The organism is Microcoleus sp. PH2017_24_DOB_U_A (genome assembly GCF_020738205.1).
In the GTDB taxonomy this organism is placed as follows: domain Bacteria; phylum Cyanobacteriota; class Cyanobacteriia; order Cyanobacteriales; family Microcoleaceae; genus Microcoleus.
Window position 1 is genome coordinate 1 of record NZ_JAEQCT010000080.1, and the last position, 21,183, is coordinate 21,183.

Consider the following 21,183-nt stretch of genomic DNA (forward strand, 5'->3'; position numbering starts at 1 on the left):
AACCAGGGGCAAATAGTCTCGTGCGATCGCCCGAGTTGCGGACAAAGCTACCCAAATAGTCAAGGATGGGTAGCTTTGTCCATAAATTAAGTTACAGTTCCTAACCCTGGGCTTTCACTTTTTGGCCGCAGGTGTGGCTGTGGGAGAAACGCCCCTGTTTATTACTTTAGGAGAACCGGAAGCGCAATTGCGCGCCAATGCCGAAACTCTCGGTTTTGACATGGAGGCGATGGCCTTCCTCGATTTGAGCCCCTCCTCAGAATTTTTTACCGAAGTTCAAACCTACGACATTTTCTCGCCGTCGGAGGTGGAACGAGAACCGACTACACAAAAGATTATCGATCGAGTCCAAGCTGTCAATTTCTACTCTGCTGCGCCGCTGCGAATCGGTTAACATCCCGGTTGGGGCGATGATGGCACAAGGAAGTCTTTAGGTGATACCTGTGGAACCTTTGCTGTATTCGCCGGATCAGTTTGCGAGTATGGTACGCCAAGAGGTGGAACAGGAAAAGACGCGGATTGTGATGATTGACAGTATTTATGGCTATCAGATTTCGATGCGCGGGCAAGATTTGGTGAATAATTTGCACGCTTTGTGCAAGTATCTCAAGAATATGGGAGTCACGGTGATCTTGATTAATGATGTTCTGCTGCTGGGTCGAGCTGAGTCAGGAAAAATGGCGCTTTGTTTGCTACCGCTAGACTTGGCAAAGTTTTGTAAAGAGTTGGTATCGGAATTTCAGAACAGCCTGAAGTTGAAACCTCAAAACGATCCGGTGACGCTGATTTTTGTGAATCAGTGTCAATCGGCGATTGCCTGTTTGGAGGCTAGCTTGCTGCGGCGCATTCTCAGCAATTTGCTGTCTAATGCTATTAAGTATTCTCCTCCGAATACCGAAGTAGTTTTTGAATTAAAACTAACTGAAACCGAGGCTGTTTTTTCGGTGCAAGATGCCGGAATTGGCATACCTTTGGCAGACCAAGAACGGCTGTTTGATTCATTTTTTCGTGCGAAAAATGTCGGTATAATTCCCGGTACAGGACTGGGGCTGAGCATTGTTAAAAAATGTGTGGACTTGCACGGCGGCGAAATTGCGTTGAGCAGTGAAGAAGATGTCGGTAGTAAATTTACCGTAACGCTGCCGCTCGCAAAACTGGAAGAAGAGCAACTGTCGCCTGCAACGCCTTAAACTAGATGCAGGCACGATCTTGAGATATTCAGTATGGAAATCGCAGATGTAATCGCGCTAGTCCATCCGGCGATCGCAGTAGCGCTAGTTTTCAAATGGTTTGTAGTAAGGACTTTAGTCCCCTAACTTTTATGAGGACTAAAGTCCTCACTACAAACATTTTTTATGAGTGCAATCAAAGTTCTATAGGAGCAATGGCATTTAATAGCTCTTCTAGGATAAACCGCAGCAAGGATTGAGTTGCCAATATTAAACCCAATCGGGCTTGGGCGAGTTTTGGCTGTTCTGTTTTGACTTCGCCCCAAATTCGGCACTGGCTGTAAAAAGTCTGAAATGCAGCGCTCAAACTATTGGCTAATTTGAAATAATTAACAGGTTTTTCGGGTTGATTTGCCTCAAAAACCGGAGCTAAACAGTCTAGCACTGCGATCAGTTCCGAAATTAAACTGCGTTCTGCTGGAGCTACTAATAGCAGCCGACGATCGCCCTCGTCAACCCAAGGAATAGGATTTGGGGCCGCCAGCGACCAAATTTGCGGCGCTGTGGTGACATCCGGCTGTGCGATCGCAATTAACCGATCGCGATCGGCCATTCGCAGCAGGGAACAGCAGCGTGCGTGGCTGTACTGAATCGGAAACAGCCGATCGGCGGATATAACAGGAGATAAAGTGCGATATTCTGGAACAGGGAGGGGAATTTGAGCTAATCGCTGCAACCAGAAAGCTAAACCCGCATCAGTCAGCTCTAGCTCAATTATTCCTGACGGTGCGACTTGAACGGCGAAATCTGGACAACACAGCGGTTTGAGAATTTCGGCCAACTGTGCGGCGATCGCCTGCGGTGTCTGGTCCCAAGTTGCAGCCCATTTCAGGGCGATCGCAGACACGTACACCACCCGCTCCCTATTTTTAGCCCGATTTAACGGAATTTCGCTCGTTGTGCCTTGCTCTTCGATCGCGAAGAGAAACCTTAAGAGCAAAAAACACTTCACTGTAACTTCCGGGCACTGGGATATATTTAATGTATCCATATCGGCTATTCTTGCAGTAAAAGTGCCTAGAGACTGTTACCACTTGCGCTATCTTTGTACGTTAAACTGCTGATGTCAAAGGTAGTCGATCGGCTCGCCCGGGCGAGTTCACATCGAAGGAATGGGCTTTCTAGCGATTTTTGGGGTAAATATACAATAATTTACGATCGACTCATTGCCGAATTCTACCATTTTCATGTACTTTTTGCTACATTGAGTTTTTAGGTGAAACTGAGAAGAGTCAGCACAGTTAAGAAGCGTGTCAGCTCAATGGGGGGTTGGTTGTCTCACTTAGTATCGCAATGCAGGCAAAAGCTGTTTTTCTCACTAACTAAATATATCCCAGAGCCTCACTTATGCAATCAACTTCCACACCTCTAGAAACGATCGATCGACCGTTTATCACCTGGCAGCGAATTATCGACTGGGCCCAGGAACACTACCGCTGCCGGACTTTTAGCAAAGACGAGAAGATTCCCGCCAGACCCGGACTGCTCTATTTAGTCCAGAAAGGTTCTGTGCGGCTCGTCGGTAGCGCTCAAGTTAGCGCCGCTGCAACAAAGTCCAAATCCGTTTCCAAAACTACAGAAGAAGCTTTTTTGGGCTTCGTCGGCGCCGGTCAGCCCTTTGAACTGGTTGCTCAGTCTCCCTTTACGCTCCAAGCTTACGCCCACGCCGATCACACTCACGTAGTGTGGATGTACTGGCACGATTTGGATAATTGGCCTCACTTCCGCCGGGAAATTTTGGATGCGTTTCGCTACCAGCACCAGCGAAAGCTTCTCTGGCTGAGCACTTTGGGACAGCGCCGGACGATCGACAGATTGCTGGGTTTTCTCACTTTGTTGATCGAAGAGTTCGGCGAACCCTACGTAGGTGATGGAGAACCGGATGTGGTGCGGGGCTATCGGTTGCCTTGGGCCTTGACTCACGCTCAAATTGGCAGCGCCATCGGCTCGACGCGGGTAACGGTGACGCGGCTGATGGGCAAATTGCGATCGAAAGGTTTGATTAATACTGAGGATGATAATTTAATCTGTTTGCCTGCTAAGGCTACTCCCCAAAAGACAAAAAATCAAAAGCAGGATGTAGAAGCATTCCTCGAAGACGATCTCGAAGACGATCTCGAAGACGATCTCGATGAAGATTTCGACGATTCTCTCGATGACGATCTCGAAGAATCTGCATAAAATCCTGCGGGTGATTGCTAACAGCACTTAGCTATTATAGTATGGCTGTTTTCTTCTTGCTTCTTGCTTCTTCGGTGTACGATGAGTTTTGTAAACTTTTCTCGTTCTCGAATGGTGCGAATGATGTCGGACAAGCAAAAATCTCCAATCCCGAACAATCAGCAACGGGTGGTATTCTGCGACTTTGACGGCACGATAACTGTTGAAGAAACTTTTGTGGCAATGCTCAAGCATTTTGCACCGGAATTGTCGTCTCAACTGATGCCGGAAATGTACGCGAGAAGGATCAGTTTGCGCTCGGGAGTGCGGCAGTTACTAGAGTCTATTCCCTCGGAATGTTATGGGGAAATTGTGGAATTTTCTAGGGGACAACTGATGCGGCCGGGATTGGTGGAATTGCTGGATTTTTTGGACGCGCAAAGGGTGGATTTTGCGATCGTTTCCGGCGGCCTGCGGGTTATGGTAGAGACGGTTATGGGTGATTTGGCACACCGGGCGATCGCAATTTATGCTGTAGATGTGGACGCTAGCGGCCCTCACTTGCAAGTCAATTCTGAGTTTGAAGGAGATACAGAATTGGTATCTAAGGTGCGAGTGATGGCGCAGCACCCAGCCCAGGAACAGGTGGCCATCGGAGATTCGCTGACGGATTTTAACATGGCTTTGCAGGCGAACTCGGTGTTTGCGCGCGATCGGCTTGCCGAATATCTAGACGAACAGCAAAAGCCGTATACTAAATGGGATAATTTTTTTGACGTGTTGGAAAATTTATCCCAGCAATGGAATTGCAACTAAACTATTGGCCAAACAGGGCATAGGGCATAGGGCATGGGGCATGGGGCATGGGGAATGGGGCATGGGGCATGGGGCATGGGGCATGGGGCATGGGGCATGGGGCATAGGGCTGCGGTATGTGTATTAGACTTGAATTGCAAAAATCGGAAAACACCCTGAAATTATCTGCGTTTATCTGTGTTTATCTGTCTGACATTTGCGGTTGAAGGATCGATCGAAGACTTATGCAATCTTGTCTATTGGTAAAGTGCGCGTTGCACACCCTGCACTTAGATATGCCAGCACAATTCCTATTAACGTAAAAGGTAGATAAAAAACTGAGGATTAGTAGAGAATGAGTGAGGATGTGAGATCGGATTTAATTGTAGCAGCCAAACATTTTTACGATCGCGGTTGGATGGCTGGGACTGCTGGCAATCTTTCAGCCCGCTTACCAGACGGCAGTTTTTGGATTACTGCTAGCGGCCGCCAGAAAGGGCAGTTAACCCCTTCAGATTTTATCAGAATGAGCTCCGAAGGCGCGATCGTCGAACAACCCGTTCCAGACAGCCGCCCTTCCGCCGAAACCAGCATTCACTTAGCCGTTTACGATTGTTTTCCAGGCGCTAAAGCTTGCTATCACGTACACTCAATCGAGGCAAATTTAGTTTCTCGGCTAACAGCAGATGATTCAGTGCCTTTACCTGCGATCGAAATGCTGAAAGGTTTGGGGGTGTGGGAGGAAAACCCACAGGTGGCGATACCCCTATTTGCAAATTATTTAGAAGTGCCTAAAATAGCCAAGGAAATTTGTGAATATTTCGCCGTTTGTGTACCCTCTGTACCCGCGTTGTTAATTCGCGATCACGGCATCACAGTCTGGGCAGACTCAACCGCCGCCGCCTACAATTATGTAGAAATTGTAGAATATATTTTTCGCTACACCCTCGCAGCCAGCCAATTAAACTTAAATTTGAGATGTTAGATTGGGCCAGTCTCGGACGCAAAATCTAATATTTCTAGGGCGTGCAGAGGCGCAGCTTGCCACTAAATATCGCGTCCAACCAGTTTTTTAGTCCGGGACTTTCATTCAGTTGACAGTTGACAGTTGACAGTTGACAGCGACCTCTACGCTTAAGTCCGAGGATTGGAGTAATGAATAGTCTGATTTTAATTTCTCCCGGGCTTGGGGCTTTCAACCAATTCTTTCTGGTAACGAACTAGCAAATATCGAGAAAAGGCAAAAACATGGCTAAATATACCCGAGTTTTATCGATAGATGGAGGCGGAATTAGAGGGATTATCCCCGCGCAAATTGGAGTCACCCTAGAGTCAAAGCTACAACAAAAAAGCGGCAACTCAGATGCCAGAATAGCTGACTATTTTGATTTAATCGCCGGCACGAGTGCGGGAGGAATTTTAACCTGTCTCTATTTGTTTCCGGATGCAAAAAATTCCAGCAGGCCTCAGTGGACTGCCCAAGACGCGGTTAATTTTTCGATCGATAGTGGCATCGACTTTTTTCAAAGTTCATTTTTGAAAACACTCGAATCTCTAGACGGTTTGATAGATGAGAAATATCCGAGCGATGCGTTAGAAAAATTCTGTTGGCAAAACTTCAAAGATTGCAAACTCAGCCAACTCCTGAAACCTTGTTTAATTTCCAGTTACGATGTCGAAAGGAGAAAAGCTCATTTTTTCAATCAAATAGATGCTAAAAAATATCCAGCAGCAGACTATTTTCTCAGAGATATCGCCAGAGCCACATCTGCTGCTCCCTCTTACTTTGAACTTCCCAAAATCTACTCTTTGACAAACGAATCCTATGCTTTAATTGACGGAGGAGTATTCGCCAACAATCCCGCACTTTGTGCCTATGCCGAAGTGAGAAATAAATTAAGAATTCCCGAGACTCGCTCCGACAAAGGCCCGACAGCAAAAGATATGGTAATTTTATCGCTGGGGACGGGACAAGCTCAGAAAAAATTCCCCTACGAGGAAGTGAAAAATTGGGGTAAAATTGAGTGGGTTCAGCCTTTGATTAATATCATGATGACGGGAGTTGCTGAAACTATAGATTATCAAATTATCCAAATTTTTGATGCCATTGACAAACCCAATCAATATTTGAGAATTTCTCCAGATTTAAGTGACGAAGAGCGGCTGCCGATTGATGACGCCTCGGCAGATAAAATATCAACTCTGGTAAGAATTGGCAAGGAGCAAGCCCAAAAGTATAATGAAGAGTTGGATAAGTTTATCGACTTGTTGCTTGCCGAGTAATCAATAGAAATTAATTCTTTGGTACGTAGTTGCGCTTCAGCGCTCTTAGCTTATATTATAAAGAGCGCGCTTTGTGCAACTGCATACCTTTTGTATAAGTTACCAACCGCAGGGCTGGCAGACTTAAAAAATATATAGCCTTTCTCAAAAAGATGAGGTATAACAGACAGCTCATATAACTACTAAACTTAGGGGGCTAAAGCCCAACAACGTACCTCATTTTTGTGATAACCGCTATATGTTGACAAATTGTGCAATAATTGCTGTACAATTGGCGAAAATCTCAGTAGTGGCAGTGCTTCGCCGTATTTGCAATTAATCGCCAGCAGTCAGTCATTGGTTAAAAATTACCAAAAGCGCGATCGACATTTAGATGAAACCTTCAAGAACAGGTGGTTTCAGCGTTTTTTAGTGACGCTGTTCCTAGGTGGCCAAGTCTTGCTGCGCCTACTCCAAGGCAAAATTGACCGCCGCAAAATCATGGAACATTTAACAACAGTAGGCTTGGATTCTTTGCGCTCCGTGCTGCTAATAGCCTTTTTTGCAGGCATGATTTTTACTGTTCAATCCGCGAGAGAATTGATTCGGTTTGGGGCGGTTGGGGCGGTGGGAGGTGCTTTTGCAGTGGCATTTTGCCGCGAATTAGCACCAGTTTTAACGGCGGGCGTGGTGGCGGGACAAGTAGGTTCTGCCTTTGCCGCAGAGATAGGAGAAATGCAGGTGACGGAACAAATAGACGCCCTGTATATGTTGAGAACAAATCCCGTTGATTATTTGGTAGTCCCGAGGGTGATAGCTTGCTGTGTCATGTTGCCGATTTTAACAATTTTTTCGGTGGCGGTGGGGATTTTGGGCGGGTTGTTTGTGGCGGTTAATTTTTATGAGTTGGAACCTTCGGTATTTTTGGAATCGGTGCGGACTTTTTTGGGGCCTTGGGATTTAGTAACTGTGGCAATTAAGAGTGTAATTTTTGGGTTGATAATTGCGCTTGTCGGTTGCGGTTGGGGGTTGACGACGGCGGGCGGAGGGAAAGGGGTAGGCCAAGCTGCAACGGCGGCGGTTGTGACTTCTTGGGTGTTTGTTTTTGTGGCGGATTTCTTTTTATCGCTGTTGATGTTTCACGAGTTGGGAATTACGAGAAGCGGGGGGTAATTGTTGTTAGAAAACTCGGCGGTTGAAACCGCGTCTATACAGAAAACTCGGCGGTTGAAACCGCGTCTATACAAACGAAACCTGCCTCCGCAGGTTGAAGAAATAACTACATAAATTAAGTTCGTAGTGAGGACTTTAGTCCTTCTTCATGGCGCCGGAATATAAGGAGGGCGATAAACTCGAATTGCTTGAATAGGAACTGTCCCGTCTGTTTCGGGGACGATTTCGAGGATGTGTTTGGAGTTGCTCAAATTCTGAGCCAATGTTGTAGGATATTCGCGACTTGAATCTGCAATTTGTGGCGGAATGTATGAATCAACAAACATCGGCTTAACTTGCCACGAAATCTCAAAGCCTTTCGGAGTAGGCTTTTTCGAGTATTCATAGGCATTTTGCAGCCACCAGTTTCTCGGTTCGATCGCGACGCGGCCCGATTTTGAAACAAACATTTTGTCGTTGGTACCGCTGCCGTCGTAACCTGTTTGAGAACCTACTACGTCAAATTTAAACTTGGTAGCATCGCTGTTAATCTCAGTGATTGTAGCTTTCCAATCTTCGACGATGAGCGGTTTTTGATTGGATACTTCGATGATTGCTGGCCAACCGACGCCGAGAGTAATGCTGGGTCTGGTGATGCTGTAAAGTTCGGGAAATTCTGAGGGTTTTTTGCCGTCGATCGCAATTTTAGCAGAAATTGCCTTGCCGTTGAAGCTTCGATCGGCGATCGCATCTATCCGATTTCCTTCAAACTCCAAAACTAACTTGCCATCCTGCCACTTAACATCAGTACCCACTGTATAAGTTTTGACTAAATTCTGCTGCGCTGTTTGAGGAGAACTTGGGTTGTATCGCAGGTAGGGTTTAATGAGAGCAGCTAGCAGAAAATTCCCCCAAGCGTTGAGGTGAATGCTGTCGCTCAATAGCTGTTTTGGCTGCAAGCGATTGTCTGTCAGATACCTGCGCCAAGGTGCGCGGATTTCCGCGATTTCGCAGCCGTATTTATTTGCCAACTCAGGCAACCATTTGGTAGAATGAGTGTTGTGCCATTCGTAGCCTTTGACTTCATTTTCATTGTCGTTTTTACCTGTCGGAATCCAGGTTATGTGGTCTGAATGCAAGAGTATTTCGCTAGTAGTGCGGCGGCGGACATTGGCAATTATCGCTTCGTAATCTTCCTCACCTCCGTAGACGTGGAAAATCAGCAAGTCTGGATAAAAAGGATACAAATCATGTTCGCTGGGACGGATTAAAATAGACGAGGCAAAGCCTCCGATTGCGCGATTTTCCACAATCAAATCTGCATCGGGAAATCGCTTTTTTAAGTCCTGCACTACATCTTGCCACCAATCTTGCTGAGTGATGGATTGACCGTAAAATAGGATGCGTACTTGGTGGCGTTCTGTGGGAGTGCTGGTTGCAAGTAACCCCATTGTTCGTTGAATTCCCGCTCCAAAACTAGCATTATTTGCAAGAGGAGCGGGCGGGGGAAATGGGGTGGCGACGGCTATTTTTTTGAGAGCCGGAACTAACAGGAAGCTCAAACACAACAAAAGTAGCCACCAGTATCTATAAATCTGGGAGTTGATGCTATTTTTCGGCCGTTTTGCCATTGTTTGATTTTTCCGTTATCTAAAACTTACCAGAAATAATTGGTTGAAAGCCTCTCACGAGTGAGGGAGAAATTAAAATCAGACTATTCATTACTCCAATCCTCTTCCTTCTAGCTAGAGGTCGCTCTCAAACTGTCAACTGTCAACTGTCAACTGTCAACTGTTGAACCCTAACTAGCAAGAGTAGCTGTAGGCTGTGCAATGCGAACCTTCCGAGAGCTTGTATGGTAGATGAGAATGCGGACTTCACGAGTAGCTTTCGGCTGTACAGTGCGCGCCTTACGAGTTGCTTGTTGATTCTTGATTCTGCTATATTAACAAATATACTGCGACAAAAGATGATATAATATTTGCTGATTAATTGCAAGAACTCGATCGCACGTCAAATGGATTACAAAACAGCCCGCAGTTTTCTGATCGACCAAGGAACCGCCCTGGAAACCAAGAAAAATCCCGACGCCTTCCTGATGCGCCTCAAAGAAGGCCAGCCACCCGTACCGGGACAGGTGACATCGATTTTATTAGCTTTAAAAATATTGTTTGAAGGGCTTCAAGAATCTCCAATGCTCGATCGCCAATTAATCTCGGCCCTCCATTTACTCTCCGCAGACAGTTTGCTGCAATTTGAAGCAGGACGGGCCAGAGGAGTTTCTTGGCCGCCCCTGCTGAAAGAAGACTTAAATAGAATTGCGATCGGAGTCAAGAATATCTTTTCCGGAGTCTGGCAATAATTAGCTAAGTCAACTCCCGACGTTCAACAAGAGAAATTGTCAAACTCTACTCGCGAAAGCTTTCTAGGGATGCTAAAAGAGCGGGAAGTCCCGCCAGGGAGGCCGATACTAAAGCCTCATCTTTATACACTCGCGATCGGACTCTGCGGATATTTTTAGCAGCCGAGGTTGTAGAGCCTCGCATCTCCCTATTGCTGGTTTCGACTAGCCCTAAATGTCTGGTTTCTCGGTTCAGGCAAAACATAGCTGTATCCTTATTTGATCCGTAGAGCCTCCAAATTTCTCGGGGCTTGCTCAATATTTATATTGTTACTCGGATTGGTAATAGGGATGAAACCATGAAATAATTATTCACGATAGTCAGGGATCGAGTTAAACTGTATCATAACTCTTATCAAACTCCATCGCAAATCTTATTAATTTGTTACAGAAAGTGTTTGTTTAAGCCGATCGCCCGCTGCGACACAGACACTAGCGGGTGTATCTCAGTTTTGCATTTGTAGTAGTGCGAGCTTAAGAGCTCGCGTATTGTACAATACGCGAGCTCTTAAGCTCGCACTGTAAAAAAAATGCTTTTTGCAAAAATGAGATGCTCCCGACACTAGCTACATGAGACAGTCATGCCTGTCACCGCATAAAATCTCCGGCAACAGGCCTTACTGCCCCGATAACTCCCCCCCACGATCGCCAACAAACTCTTCGTAGTGATGACTTTAGTCCTAATATGCGGACTTAAGTCCGCACTACGAACCTATTTGATATAACGGGTGCATCTCTGTTTTGCATTTGTAGTGCTGTCCCCGCTCGCGTGCTATATATAGCACGCGAGCTCTTAAGCTCGCACTGTAAAAAAAAATGCTTTTTCCAAAAATGAGATGCTCCCGATATAACTCCCTAAGAACCAGCATTTGCCAATTCTTCTCGCAGCACTTTCTGGTAGACTTTCGGCAAACTTGAACTCATAGAATTGTTCTCAATTCCATATCCCAAACTCGTCCAAGTTCCCGACAGCATCCGCAAAACATCAGTTAATCTTTCCTGTCGCAACATCTCAGGAATATCGGCTTTCCAAAATTTGCGATCGCTCAACCAAGCATAAACCACAGCATCTTGATATTCCGGTTCAAAACTGTAATCTTGCCACAATACAAAATTACCAGGCTTTGGATGATAGCGCTTCGCTTTATCTTTCCAAGTTGAAGTCAAAAATTGATACCTACCCGCCGCCGTAGTACATTTGCCAACATTCGGGCCGTTAACAATCTTCACGCACCAGTCAGGATGACGGCTCAAATCTAATACATATTTTCCGCCGTAAACAACGTGATAAGGCCGAGAAACATTGGACTCGCTAGCAGAAATAGTCCGCATCAAAGCTCGAATGTAAGGATCGCCCGTTTTCATAGCCAGCGGTGGCATTTTTCTCACCTCGCTCGCAGACTGCGAAAACTGCTGATTTCCCCGCAAATTTGCTACCAAAAAAACAGCGCAGCTAATTACAGCGCCGATGACAATTATAAATCCGAGAATTTGAAGTTCCGATCGCCTCAGCAAACTTTTTTGGCGGCGGCGCAGTTTCTCGGTTTCAAATGCAGTCATTTCCATTTCGGCGATTTCGGCTAATTTTCGATCCGCCCGCATCCGCCGCACGCGAAAATCGTGTTGGTATAGCGGCGCGGCTAATAGCGTTAAACTCGATAAAGCTCCTGCCAATTTTACCAGCCAGAAATCGAATTCACCTGCGATCGCCACATTTGTGAGAGTGGAGATTCCTGCGAGCATTTGCGCCGGATCGATCGATCGCACTGACCAATAATAAATCGCCATTTGCACCAACAGCGCCAGATTGAATGCAAAAAAAATCACTACTACAGCATTCAACCCTTCTCGCAAGTGCGATCGCACTCCAGTATGCCGCCGCTTGAACTTGCGCGCCACTCGAAAGCGGCCCGGCAGCATAGTCAGCAAGGGATTGAGGATTTTGACGGCTAAAAAGTGAGCGACAAAGAACAAAGGTAACTGAATCAGCCAAGCCGCCAGCAGCAGAGCCAGAAAGCCGATATCGTCGTTGGCGAAAGGAATGCCCCTGCGAAGGACAAAACTAAAACTCTGAGCGAGAGCAAATGCCCTTAACCACGAAATCGGATAGGGGAACCAAGCTGGCCACTTGAGAGTTTTCATCATGCGGGGAAGGGGAAATTTCAATGGCGGATTGTCAAGCTCTTAAGATTTTGCCAGATTTGGCGATCGAAAAATTGGCAATTCCTCTGCGGTTTGTACTGATGGGACTTGGGCGCGGGTGCGTCAGCCGATTTGAGATTCTTCGACTTCGCTGTACAAGTTTTAGATTTTAGATACTTCGACTTCGCTGTACAAGTTTTAGATTTACCCGTAAAAAAACCCGGTTACTTTGTTCGCTACCAGGGACTAAAGAAACCGGGTTTTTTACCTAAATTGTTGGCTGTAAATGCGTATTTTCGTAAAAAAACCCGGTTTCTGGGAACCAGTACACCAGTCCTAATTCAATCAAACCACGCCAGCAAACAACTCCTCAAAACTCTTTTGCGGGGCCTCCGGCTTCGCCACAATCTCCACAACCTTGTTGCGAGAAGCAGGCTGAAACAGCGCCTCCACACAGACTTGAGCTACCTTACTGCGGGGAATGCTGCTTTCAAACATTGTGTCGGGGCCAGTCATGACGATCGCATCTGAATTATCCTCATTTTTGAGACCGCCCGGACGGACGATCGTATAAGTCAAGCCGGATTTTTGCAAATATTCCTCCGCCTGCTTCTTCCAAACCAGAATCAGCCAAAACAGATTCAGCGGGTGAAAAAACTGAGAAACGCACAGAGAAGTCACCAGCACAAAATGCTCAATTCCCTTAGCCTTAGCTGCCTCCACCAAATTTTTAGTACCCTCCAAATCCACCTTGTAAGGCGCAGTCGGGTCAAAACCCGGGGCCGCCCCCGTCGCGCACAGCAACACCGTACTATCGCCGATCGCATCGCCCAGAGAAGTGGCATTTAATACATCGCCGGTAACTAACTCTGCCTCCGGTGGTAAAATCTGCCTCGCTGTCTCTAGATTTCGGACGAGGGCACGCACTGGAATGCCACGCTTGACTAATTCTGCGACGATTCGGCGGCCAGTCTGACCTGTCGCTCCTGCTACAAATGCTTTCATAAGTCGAGTTATGCTGTTCTAGGGTAAGTTTTGTTACTATCTATTTCTCAATTGTAGGGAGGAAACTCCCCGACCACATCCCCAACCCGACTGATTGGCGTGTATTACAGGAGAGCATGTCAGGAACCTCAGCCCCAACGGCATGAGGCTTGAAAGAGAAATCGGACAAGCCATTCTGACCAGCCTAAGTCTTAACTGACTACGTTTTTTGAGTCATGACACCCTGAGATGCTTTCGCTAGTCTCTTGCTCTGTCGCTGGTGGTTAAACAGTTTTAAGGTCACTGAAACAGTGCTGCTAGCCCAACAAGCTCAGAAAACTTTGACCGACAAGCTAACATTACCCCGAAAGGGAGGCTCAATTGAGCAAAATACTATGCGTACAGGATTGGAAGATTTGAAGCGGTAATTGTCCCGTTGAAAGTGCAATACAAAAGCACCCCGAATTAACCAATCCCAAGGCGGTAGTAAATTCAAAAATGCAAAGCCGTCCTAGAAGGACGGGGTTTCTACCCATAATTTTGATGATGAAGCAGAATTCCGCTGAATATCAAACTGTTGAAGCTTCTGACGAAAATTGCTACGCAGATGCGAGTTTCAGACAGCCCGAAAGTGCAGGTGCGGATGCAGGCGAGGAAGTTGAGCCGATTTGGTTTCACACCCACTTTGAAGACAGCATGGAGATGTACGCCGATGCTGCAACGGTGGCCGAGCATTTCAACAATCACAAGACTTGGTTTTGTCAGTGCGCTGCGCCAATGAAGGCCCAGCCGATCGGCGAAAACGGCTACGATCTATTAATCGGTCGTTTTGGGGCCTTCGGCTACCGAGTTGAAGCAAGAATTGGTTTAGAGTTGCTGCCGCCTGACGCTGAAGGCTGCTATTTGATTCAGACTATCCCGGTTCCGAATTATACCTCGCCCGGATATGAAGTGGATTTTCGATCGGCAATGAAGCTAGTCGAGATACCGTCTGACGAGTTTGCAGCCGATTGGCCTGCGTCGCAACGCGCCCAGCTACCGCCTGCGATTACCAGCGCCACCTGGAAGCTGGATTTAGCTGTAGGGGTTTGCTTTCCCAAGTTTATTCGATCGATGTCTCAACCTCTCATTGAAAAAACCGGCGATGCGCTTTTGGAAAAAATCATCAAACAAGTCAACCGCCGCTTGACATATAAAACTCAGCTTGTTTTCCATGAAAGTTTAGGAATTCCCTTTCCCAAAAACCCGAAGAAACACTAACAAAAAAACGCTCGCGGTTGAAACCATAGCGGATCGAATGAAAGATGAGGTACGTTGTTGGGCTTTAGCCCTCTTTCTTAGTTGAACTGCTTATAAGCTGTCATACCTCATCTTTTTAATACCAATTTTTAACGAAATAACAGTATTCTTGTCCCCCCCCTGATTCATGGGGGGGGGGCTAGGGGGGTGTTCGAGTGTTGCACAATTTTAGATAATTGGTATAAGAAACATTATATTATGCTTTTCACTCGCCGTCCTGCCGAGTACCCTTCAGGAAAGCTAACGCCTGCGTTTTTGTAAACCTAGTTTCAACCGCCGCCTGCGTTTCTGCGCCGCCAGCAAGGCAAACTCACAAAGCCCCTATTTTTACTAACAGTAACGTGACAAGAAGATTTAATCGAACCAACATTAAAACCGCTGTTATTTCTAATCGCATTTCCCCTTCCTCCCTGACTCGCGACTGCCAGCAAACTGCCCTTAACCGTATTATTTTCTACAATTGCATTCTGCATCCCATTAATTTTTTGCTCAGTATCCGCATTCACATAAATCAAAGGCCAATCACCCTTAACATTAGACAATAACTTATTCCCAAAAATCCTCACATCTCGAATCCGAGGCACTTGAGAAATACCGATGTAAGAATTGCCAGTATTACCGACAATCTCCGCTTGCCGAACCGAAGTTCCGCCGCAGCAAGCATGAATCACAATTCCCCCTCCGTCATTGCTGAGAAACTCGGAATCTTTCAGTTGATGTCGGTACACTTGAAAGTCATTATCTTGTATTAAAACATTCCAGCCGGCCCATTCGATCGCCCTACTGTTAAAACTCGTATTTTTCCCAGCGACTCCCGCGCCTGTATCGTCCGTCCACCAGCGCTTGCGGGCATCATCTCGAATCGCATTATTTTTAACAACCAAGCCATTTCCCGACGCTCGGATTCCCGCCCTCATGGTATGATAAACCCAATTATCGCGAATCGCAATACCTTTGCGAAACAGACCGGGTTCCGCACTTGGTTGGGCCGTCGGCACAAAGTTTTCTTCAGATTTGCCAGCCTTGGAACGGTTGACTAAGATACCGAAATGGTTGCTGTAGTCGAATCTAACATCATATTCTTCAACAACATCAGTCTCGCCAGATTTTACTTGATATTCAGGTTGCTGGTAATTATCTGTTATACTATCGTTAAGTCGATTGTTGGCAATTAAGACATTAGCCAAAGCATTAACTTTGATATTAGCGACATAGGGATTGGCATATCGCTGCCACGCTGCTTGAAAATTCAGGTCTGGGACTGAGGAACTGGGTTCGGCAACGTTATTGCTGCGGAGGCCGTAAACCACAATATTTCGATTTTTACTGTAGTCGAGGTTGCTGAGCAAGTAAATTGGCGATCGGTTAATATCTAGATTAACCACACCAATATTGCTATCAGTATTAGGATTTTCAGTAAAGATTCTTTTAAAAGCCGTGCTGTTCGGACTTCCCATCCCTGAAAGTTGCGGTTCGTATTTAGGAAACACAAATTTTGTCGGAGGATTGTACAAAGTTTGTTTAGCATCTGTCATTGCGGGAGTTTCCCCTCGAATGACTACTCCCGACTTCAAATAGATACTGTCTGGAAACTCATAAGTCCCCGCTGGAAAATAGACAACTCCGCCACCGTTAGCAGCAGCAATATCTCGGGCAAAATTAAACCTGTCAATCAGAGTGCCGCCTTGGAAGTCTTGGATATTGTATGCACAACTCCATTTAATTTCCGATGTCCAAGGATAAGATTGTTTTCCGTATCGAGAATCTATGGGATTATCCGTTGGCCCGCCGCTGGGACTTCCGCAGCCTAACAGTTGTCCGGGAAATAGCGATGATTTGGCTTTCACAATAAAGTTGTTGATATTATTGAAATTAGTTACATAAAAACTTCCGATCAACGAGATAATAAATATACCCAAAAATATATAAAACTGAACTTGAGGTGAAATTAATCTTCTTTTCTCGTTATCTTGAGAACAAGGATATCTAACAGCAGCGAAACTGAGAGTCCACCAGGCAATATGTGCGTATTGAGCGCAATCAAACCAGGTAACAGCAAAAACCAGATAAGCAATAGCAACTGCTGCAATCCCGCCAACAGAGGATTGCAGCGCTAAAGATAAATAATATCCCCAAAGTGCAATGCCACCAATCAGCCCCAAAATCCCAACTGATACAGTTGTATCGAGAATCCAATTGTGAGCTTTATAAGTAGGAATTTCTCTGGTGCTAATTTCACCTTTTATGTTAATATAGTCGTAGGTAAACTCGTTCAAGTTGACGACTCTCGGAGTTACTTGAGGATTCCTGATATAGGGATAAGCAATCCCTAAGCCGTCGAATCCCCATCCAAATAACGGGCGTTTTTTGATTCCTCTGGCTGCAAGTTCCCACATGGGCGATCGGCTGGACACGACTTGTTCGATGCTCGGTTTTTGCCAGTTGAGGGGTCTGTTAAGCGTCATGATGCCCGCAGCGAGGGTGCCCATCAGGGCTATACCGGTGAGAATTTTGTAGTATTGGCGTCCCAACAAATAAGCACAGGCAACAATCAAAGCTACAATTGCACTGCGGGTAGATGTGAACAGCAGTGCAGGAACAGCTAAAATCAAAGTAATTGCAGTTAATTTAGTATTCGTAAATCTCCAAAACCAACCGAAAATCGCAGTAATTGCCGTTAACGCTAAAACTATAGCTGCGTGGCCGCGGTGGGAGTACAATCCTATGGGCTGCTGTCCTTGAAAAATGCTGCTGGCTAAGACATCGCCTCTGATTTGTTTCCCCATTGTAGCGGTGTAGTCAATCCGCCAGTCAATGATTTGGGGGAAGATACTAAGAGAAAGAATGATGCCACCAATTAGCAATCCTTGGAATTGGGAATTGATCAGTTGCGGGCGCGCGATTAAGAGCAAGCTGTTGCTGAGAGTGAAGGCGGCAATTAACAGCCAGTATAGCCAGCCATCTCCCATTTGATCTTGACCGAGAAAAGAGGTTAAGGGAAAAGGACTGTGCAGAGTGGAGATAGCTCCTATTGAGAGAAATATTGTCCAAAGTATCAGGCTATTTTTCCAGTTTCGGGGAATCGCGAGGGAGGTTTTTTGCGATAATAAAAGGGCGATGTTGAGCGAAATTATTAGCCAAACAATCAATACTTTGGGCGATGTCCAGATGAAGCCGCGCGTAGTTCCCCAGGGGTTGATTAGGATGATGCTGAGGGCGTACAGGATGGTGTAAAGGGTTTTCATTACTCTTTGGTTTTCCTGTTTTTGAGCTTGAGGAATATACCTAATCCGGTGAGTGCTAATAGCGTTCCTAATTCAGTGGTGGGTTCGGGAACGGCTTCGGCTGGGAGGGCATCATCGTCAGGGTTTTTAGTTTTGGAGGCTAGGGAGTTGTTATCCTCTGAGGCTAGTTCTGGGTCTTCCAATAAGTCGCCGCTGATGCCAGCTAAATCAAGTTCATTTTCGTTACTGTCGGTTGATGATAATTCTGGGTCTTCGAGCAAGTTGCCACTGATGCTAGCTAAATTGACTTGGTTTTCGTTGTTGTCTGTTGATGATGATTCTGGGTCTTCAAGTAAATCACTGCTGATGCTAGCTAAATTGACTTGGTTTTCGTTGCTGTCCGTTGATGATAGTTCTGAGTCTTCAAGTAAATCACGACTAACGCCAGCTAGGTTTGCATTGTTCAAACTATTGTCCGTTGATGATAATTCTGGGTCTTCAAGTAACTCACTGCTGATATTTGCTAGGTCTGTGGCATCGCTATCAACACCAAAAGTTGCGTAGGTGCGGGCAGCGCGAATTGGCGAACTGGGCCGCCCAAAGGATGAGGGCGATGTAGTAGTTGTTGTTGATGTTGAGACAACGACAGTTGATGATGTTGACCCCAGTGGAGATGTCACCCAAGGTGTAGGTGTTGGCCAGGGTGAGGGAGTCCAAGGTGAGGGAGTAGGCAAAGGTGACGAGGTTAATTGAGGTGATGGTGTTGCTGTTGTTGCCCATGGTGCAGGCGTAGGCCAAGGTGATGGAGTCCAAGCTGACGGGGTTGGCCAAGGTGATGGAGTCCAAGCTGAGGGTACTGGTGCAGGCCCGGGTGACGGTGCAGGTCTGGGTGATGGTGCAGGTGATACTAATATTATTGTTGATGGTGTTGGTGACGGGCTTGGTGCAGGTGCTGGACGCGGTGTTGGCAAAGGTGAAGGGGTTGGTCGTGGTGTTGGTTTTGGTGATGCTGTTACGTAGCCTATGCCACCGCCGCCACTAGCACTACTAGCGACCGGTTCACCTTTGGGTATAATGCGTTGCCAGTCGATGTCGGGAATGATCAACGGGATCGACGGGCTCGAGCTTGGAGTTGGAGTTGGCTTTGGAACGGGAACGGGATCTGGTTCTTTGCGACGAGTTACTGTGTTTTTCCAACCCCATTTGATTCCATTGTAAATTGTGAGTGTTCTTTTCTTACTTTTTGGTGGCGTAGTCTCTTGAACTAGATAGAGTTGCGCTTTGAAATAATTGTTTCTGCTAGCCGACGCCCGCTTCAAACTGCCAGCATATGGTTGATCCATAAAGAAGTCTTCACCTGCAAAACGAGAATTTGGACGATCGTAGTAGGGATTTTCTTTTCTATTAAAATTATCGATAAAAGAAATACCAGGTATCCGAGATGCACCTGCTACATTGCTACCGTAGTTAGCTTGCACCATCTGAATCCAATGAAGTTTACCTTCACCTGGTTGAGGATCGCCCTTTCCTGGATGATACTTTAAGTGAAAAAGAGAGCCGACTCCTCGATAAGTGTCATTTATGTCAGTGTAAGGCGTACTAGCCCCACCACACCCATCCTTAGGACTGCAAGCTTGATAAGTTATTACCTCAAAACTACCCTTTAAGTCCTCTGCGGCTGGATTAAAAGACCAACCCAACCGATCTTTTGCAGACAGAAAAGACCATGCGGCAAGAGTTCTGTTAAAAATAGTCGTTCCACCACGGGGCAGAGGCTCCGACCATAATCCCATATCTATCTCCGTTCTGCTTTCTCGATTCTTATCTATTTTGTAAATAGATTCAGGCTGATAAAACCTTGTAGCACCGGGATTTGGGGGAATAATATTAAAAGCAATACTTGCTTTGCCCGTCAATCCAACTATCAAGAATGATGTCAACAAAACTTGGGGATATTGTCGAAATAACATGGTTTTGACTCCTAGACGTATGAGGTTTAAAAGAAATATCAGCTTTTGAGGAGAATCAAATGAAATAGGCTCTTTCACTTCAATCTCAATTCAAGAACGCACTAAGCGAAAGTCTACAAAGGGAGTAGATATTTGACCGCTCCAGACATCTAAAGTCGTGTATGTTTCTACAGACTCGTATATTTTAACCATTGATTGCTGGCTGCTATATCTAAGCCGAACTTGGTATGTTTGTAGAGTTAGAGGTTCAAAAGTCAATATGTCACCATTTCCGGTAGTAATCCTAAGTCCAAATTTATCTTCCCAAAGCCCAAAAATTTCTGTTTCTGGAAAGAAGGTAATATCCTCTCCGGGCATAACGGAAAAAATATCAGAATTAGAGGGGCAGCTACCGCGAATCCACGCATCTCCGAATGGAATTACTCCATCTACTCCTATAATTTCTAGAAATAAGGTGAAATAAAAGCTAAATCTAAGGGGAGTAGATGTATTATTGGTAATCCGAATACCTATCTGCACGGGCATTATAAAGGAGGGATAGTAAATTTCTATAGGTGATAAAAATTTCATTAGGTACAGAAATTTATGTATTAAATTGTTTTTGGGTATGCTTAAAACTCGCTCTGGTACTAAAATTTCAAAGCGAACACCATCCATTTCCACAGCATTGCTGTCTGCTTCTACTGGTTGAACCAAGCGAAGATTTACAAAAGGAGTAATCAATAGTTCTGACTCGCTCTCTTCTACATTTGTTATTTCGACATTATCTATCCCAGGTATTACTCTGTTTGCACAGTTGTGTTGATAGATAAACCTAATTTGGTAATTTCCGGGCAATAGTGCCTCAAATAACCAGAAATTATGAAGTTTTATCGACCCGAAAAATTCGTTGAACTCAGTAGAAATTTTCAGTGCAAGTAAGTTATTTTCCCAGGCAAGACTTGCGTCGATCGTGATAGTTTTGGATTCTCTAGGCTCAACTAACATATAATTAATTTCTCTGGTTTCGTAGCACTCCTGCGATAAGTTTAAGTTCGATATAAATTCAGTCAATCTGCCCGCCCATCCTGTTCTATATCTGTTCGGTTGAACTTCAGATTCTGGCTTTTCGTTAACTAATTGCCGCTGTAAGGCTTGACCCTCGGATGTTACAATTTCTGGAATCAAGGTTCCAGAGAGGTTGAAGTGGAAAGACATTGAAGTGTTATTGGTAATATGAATATATAATTCTATAGGAGGCGTGATGCCCGCTCTGTTTTCAGGGATGGTGAGCGCCGTAGGGTCAGGCAGCATAATTTCCATATTAATGCCACTTACTTCCATTGCGTTGTTGTCACTGAATTGTTCTGATGTCATGTTGGTTAACCTTTTGATTTTTACAGATGAAGGATATCAATATTGATGAATTACAACCGATTGAGAGAAGTAGCACCGGGCTTGTTTTCGGGGATAGCTAGTGCAATAATTTGTGGCTCTCTGATTTCCAGTAGGAGACCAGATTGTTTGATTTTATTGCTGTTATTCGCTCCTTGAGATGTCATATAGCCTTTCTCAAAAAGATGAGG

The 21,183-nt window shown here is 45.6% G+C and carries 19 protein-coding genes; 10 read left to right on the forward strand and 9 right to left on the reverse strand.

The window, feature by feature from the left end:
- The first annotated feature begins 139 nt into the window (after positions 1 to 139).
- Positions 140 to 394 (forward strand): hypothetical protein, encoded by a 255-nt coding sequence (locus JGK07_RS22170; RefSeq protein WP_293184570.1) that lies wholly within the window; start codon positions 140 to 142, stop codon positions 392 to 394.
- 88 nt (positions 395 to 482) lie between these two features.
- Positions 483 to 1,190 carry an ATP-binding protein gene (locus JGK07_RS22175; RefSeq protein ID WP_293291050.1) on the forward strand — a complete coding sequence of 236 codons (708 nt, stop codon included), beginning with the start codon at positions 483 to 485 and terminating at the stop codon, positions 1,188 to 1,190.
- A gap of 175 nt (positions 1,191 to 1,365) precedes the next feature.
- Here JGK07_RS22175 and JGK07_RS22180 read toward each other — a convergent pair whose 3' ends face one another.
- The gene (locus tag JGK07_RS22180) at positions 1,366 to 2,220 is read right to left on the reverse strand and encodes a DALR anticodon-binding domain-containing protein (RefSeq protein WP_293192761.1); all 855 of its coding nucleotides are present in this window, start codon (positions 2,218 to 2,220) and stop codon (positions 1,366 to 1,368) included.
- 356 nt (positions 2,221 to 2,576) lie between these two features.
- Between JGK07_RS22180 and JGK07_RS22185 the strand changes: the two genes are divergently transcribed.
- The 5 genes from JGK07_RS22185 (at position 2,577) to JGK07_RS22205 (ending at position 7,619) form a co-directional block, all read left to right on the forward strand.
- Complete coding sequence (locus JGK07_RS22185) at positions 2,577 to 3,410, forward strand: Crp/Fnr family transcriptional regulator (RefSeq protein ID WP_363319230.1); 834 nt, start codon at positions 2,577 to 2,579, stop codon at positions 3,408 to 3,410.
- 222 nt (positions 3,411 to 3,632) lie between these two features.
- Positions 3,633 to 4,205, forward strand: coding sequence for a haloacid dehalogenase-like hydrolase (locus tag JGK07_RS22190; RefSeq protein WP_293184578.1), 573 nt, complete (start codon positions 3,633 to 3,635; stop codon positions 4,203 to 4,205).
- Between the two features lie 334 nt (positions 4,206 to 4,539).
- Positions 4,540 to 5,169 (forward strand): methylthioribulose 1-phosphate dehydratase, encoded by a 630-nt coding sequence (mtnB, locus tag JGK07_RS22195; protein ID WP_293184558.1) that lies wholly within the window; start codon positions 4,540 to 4,542, stop codon positions 5,167 to 5,169.
- A gap of 263 nt (positions 5,170 to 5,432) precedes the next feature.
- Positions 5,433 to 6,467 (forward strand): patatin-like phospholipase family protein, encoded by a 1,035-nt coding sequence (locus JGK07_RS22200; protein WP_293184555.1) that lies wholly within the window; start codon positions 5,433 to 5,435, stop codon positions 6,465 to 6,467.
- 336 nt (positions 6,468 to 6,803) lie between these two features.
- Positions 6,804 to 7,619 (forward strand): MlaE family lipid ABC transporter permease subunit, encoded by an 816-nt coding sequence (locus JGK07_RS22205; RefSeq protein ID WP_293199014.1) that lies wholly within the window; start codon positions 6,804 to 6,806, stop codon positions 7,617 to 7,619.
- Positions 7,620 to 7,765: 146 nt separating this feature from the next.
- Here the strand turns inward: JGK07_RS22205 and JGK07_RS22210 are convergent, their stop codons facing one another.
- Positions 7,766 to 9,229: an SGNH/GDSL hydrolase family protein gene (locus JGK07_RS22210; protein ID WP_293203438.1), complete on the reverse strand. Its 1,464-nt coding sequence runs from the start codon at positions 9,227 to 9,229 to the stop codon at positions 7,766 to 7,768.
- Positions 9,230 to 9,615: 386 nt separating this feature from the next.
- On the opposite strand from JGK07_RS22210, the gene JGK07_RS22215 reads away from it, so the two are divergent.
- Positions 9,616 to 9,960: a Dethiobiotin synthetase gene (locus tag JGK07_RS22215; protein WP_293184551.1), complete on the forward strand. Its 345-nt coding sequence runs from the start codon at positions 9,616 to 9,618 to the stop codon at positions 9,958 to 9,960.
- 46 nt (positions 9,961 to 10,006) lie between these two features.
- Here JGK07_RS22215 and JGK07_RS22220 read toward each other — a convergent pair whose 3' ends face one another.
- Together JGK07_RS22220 and JGK07_RS22225 are read right to left on the reverse strand one after the other, a co-directional pair.
- Complete coding sequence (locus JGK07_RS22220) at positions 10,007 to 10,204, reverse strand: hypothetical protein (RefSeq protein WP_293184548.1); 198 nt, start codon at positions 10,202 to 10,204, stop codon at positions 10,007 to 10,009.
- A 650-nt stretch (positions 10,205 to 10,854) separates the two neighbouring features.
- Positions 10,855 to 11,559, reverse strand: a complete 705-nt coding sequence (locus JGK07_RS22225; RefSeq protein WP_293184574.1) for a glycoside hydrolase family protein — start codon at positions 11,557 to 11,559, stop codon at positions 10,855 to 10,857.
- A gap of 605 nt (positions 11,560 to 12,164) precedes the next feature.
- Between JGK07_RS22225 and JGK07_RS22230 the strand changes: the two genes are divergently transcribed.
- The gene (locus JGK07_RS22230; protein ID WP_293184545.1) at positions 12,165 to 12,314 is read left to right on the forward strand and encodes a hypothetical protein; all 150 of its coding nucleotides are present in this window, start codon (positions 12,165 to 12,167) and stop codon (positions 12,312 to 12,314) included.
- A gap of 172 nt (positions 12,315 to 12,486) precedes the next feature.
- Here JGK07_RS22230 and JGK07_RS22235 read toward each other — a convergent pair whose 3' ends face one another.
- Entirely contained in the window at positions 12,487 to 13,146 is a 660-nt protein-coding gene (locus tag JGK07_RS22235; RefSeq protein ID WP_293184542.1) for an NAD(P)H-binding protein, read from the reverse strand.
- 525 nt (positions 13,147 to 13,671) lie between these two features.
- Here JGK07_RS22235 and JGK07_RS22240 point away from each other — a divergent pair.
- Complete coding sequence (locus JGK07_RS22240) at positions 13,672 to 14,385, forward strand: DUF1997 domain-containing protein (RefSeq protein ID WP_293198972.1); 714 nt, start codon at positions 13,672 to 13,674, stop codon at positions 14,383 to 14,385.
- Between the two features lie 308 nt (positions 14,386 to 14,693).
- On the opposite strand, the gene JGK07_RS22245 is transcribed toward JGK07_RS22240, so the two are convergent.
- The 4 genes from JGK07_RS22245 to JGK07_RS22260 all read right to left on the reverse strand — a co-directional run bounded on the left by JGK07_RS22245 (position 14,694) and on the right by JGK07_RS22260 (position 21,159).
- Positions 14,694 to 17,669, reverse strand: a complete 2,976-nt coding sequence (locus tag JGK07_RS22245; RefSeq protein ID WP_293225533.1) for an O-antigen ligase family protein — start codon at positions 17,667 to 17,669, stop codon at positions 14,694 to 14,696.
- On the reverse strand, positions 17,669 to 19,618 hold the full coding sequence (locus JGK07_RS22250; RefSeq protein WP_293184538.1) for a hypothetical protein: 1,950 nt from the start codon (positions 19,616 to 19,618) through the stop codon (positions 17,669 to 17,671). Before JGK07_RS22250 ends, JGK07_RS22245 begins: the two co-directional genes overlap by 1 nt.
- 90 nt (positions 19,619 to 19,708) lie before the next feature.
- On the reverse strand, positions 19,709 to 20,974 hold the full coding sequence (locus JGK07_RS22255) for a hypothetical protein (protein ID WP_293184536.1): 1,266 nt from the start codon (positions 20,972 to 20,974) through the stop codon (positions 19,709 to 19,711).
- A gap of 50 nt (positions 20,975 to 21,024) precedes the next feature.
- Positions 21,025 to 21,159: a hypothetical protein gene (locus JGK07_RS22260; protein WP_293184534.1), complete on the reverse strand. Its 135-nt coding sequence runs from the start codon at positions 21,157 to 21,159 to the stop codon at positions 21,025 to 21,027.
- Positions 21,160 to 21,183: the final 24 nt, after the last annotated feature.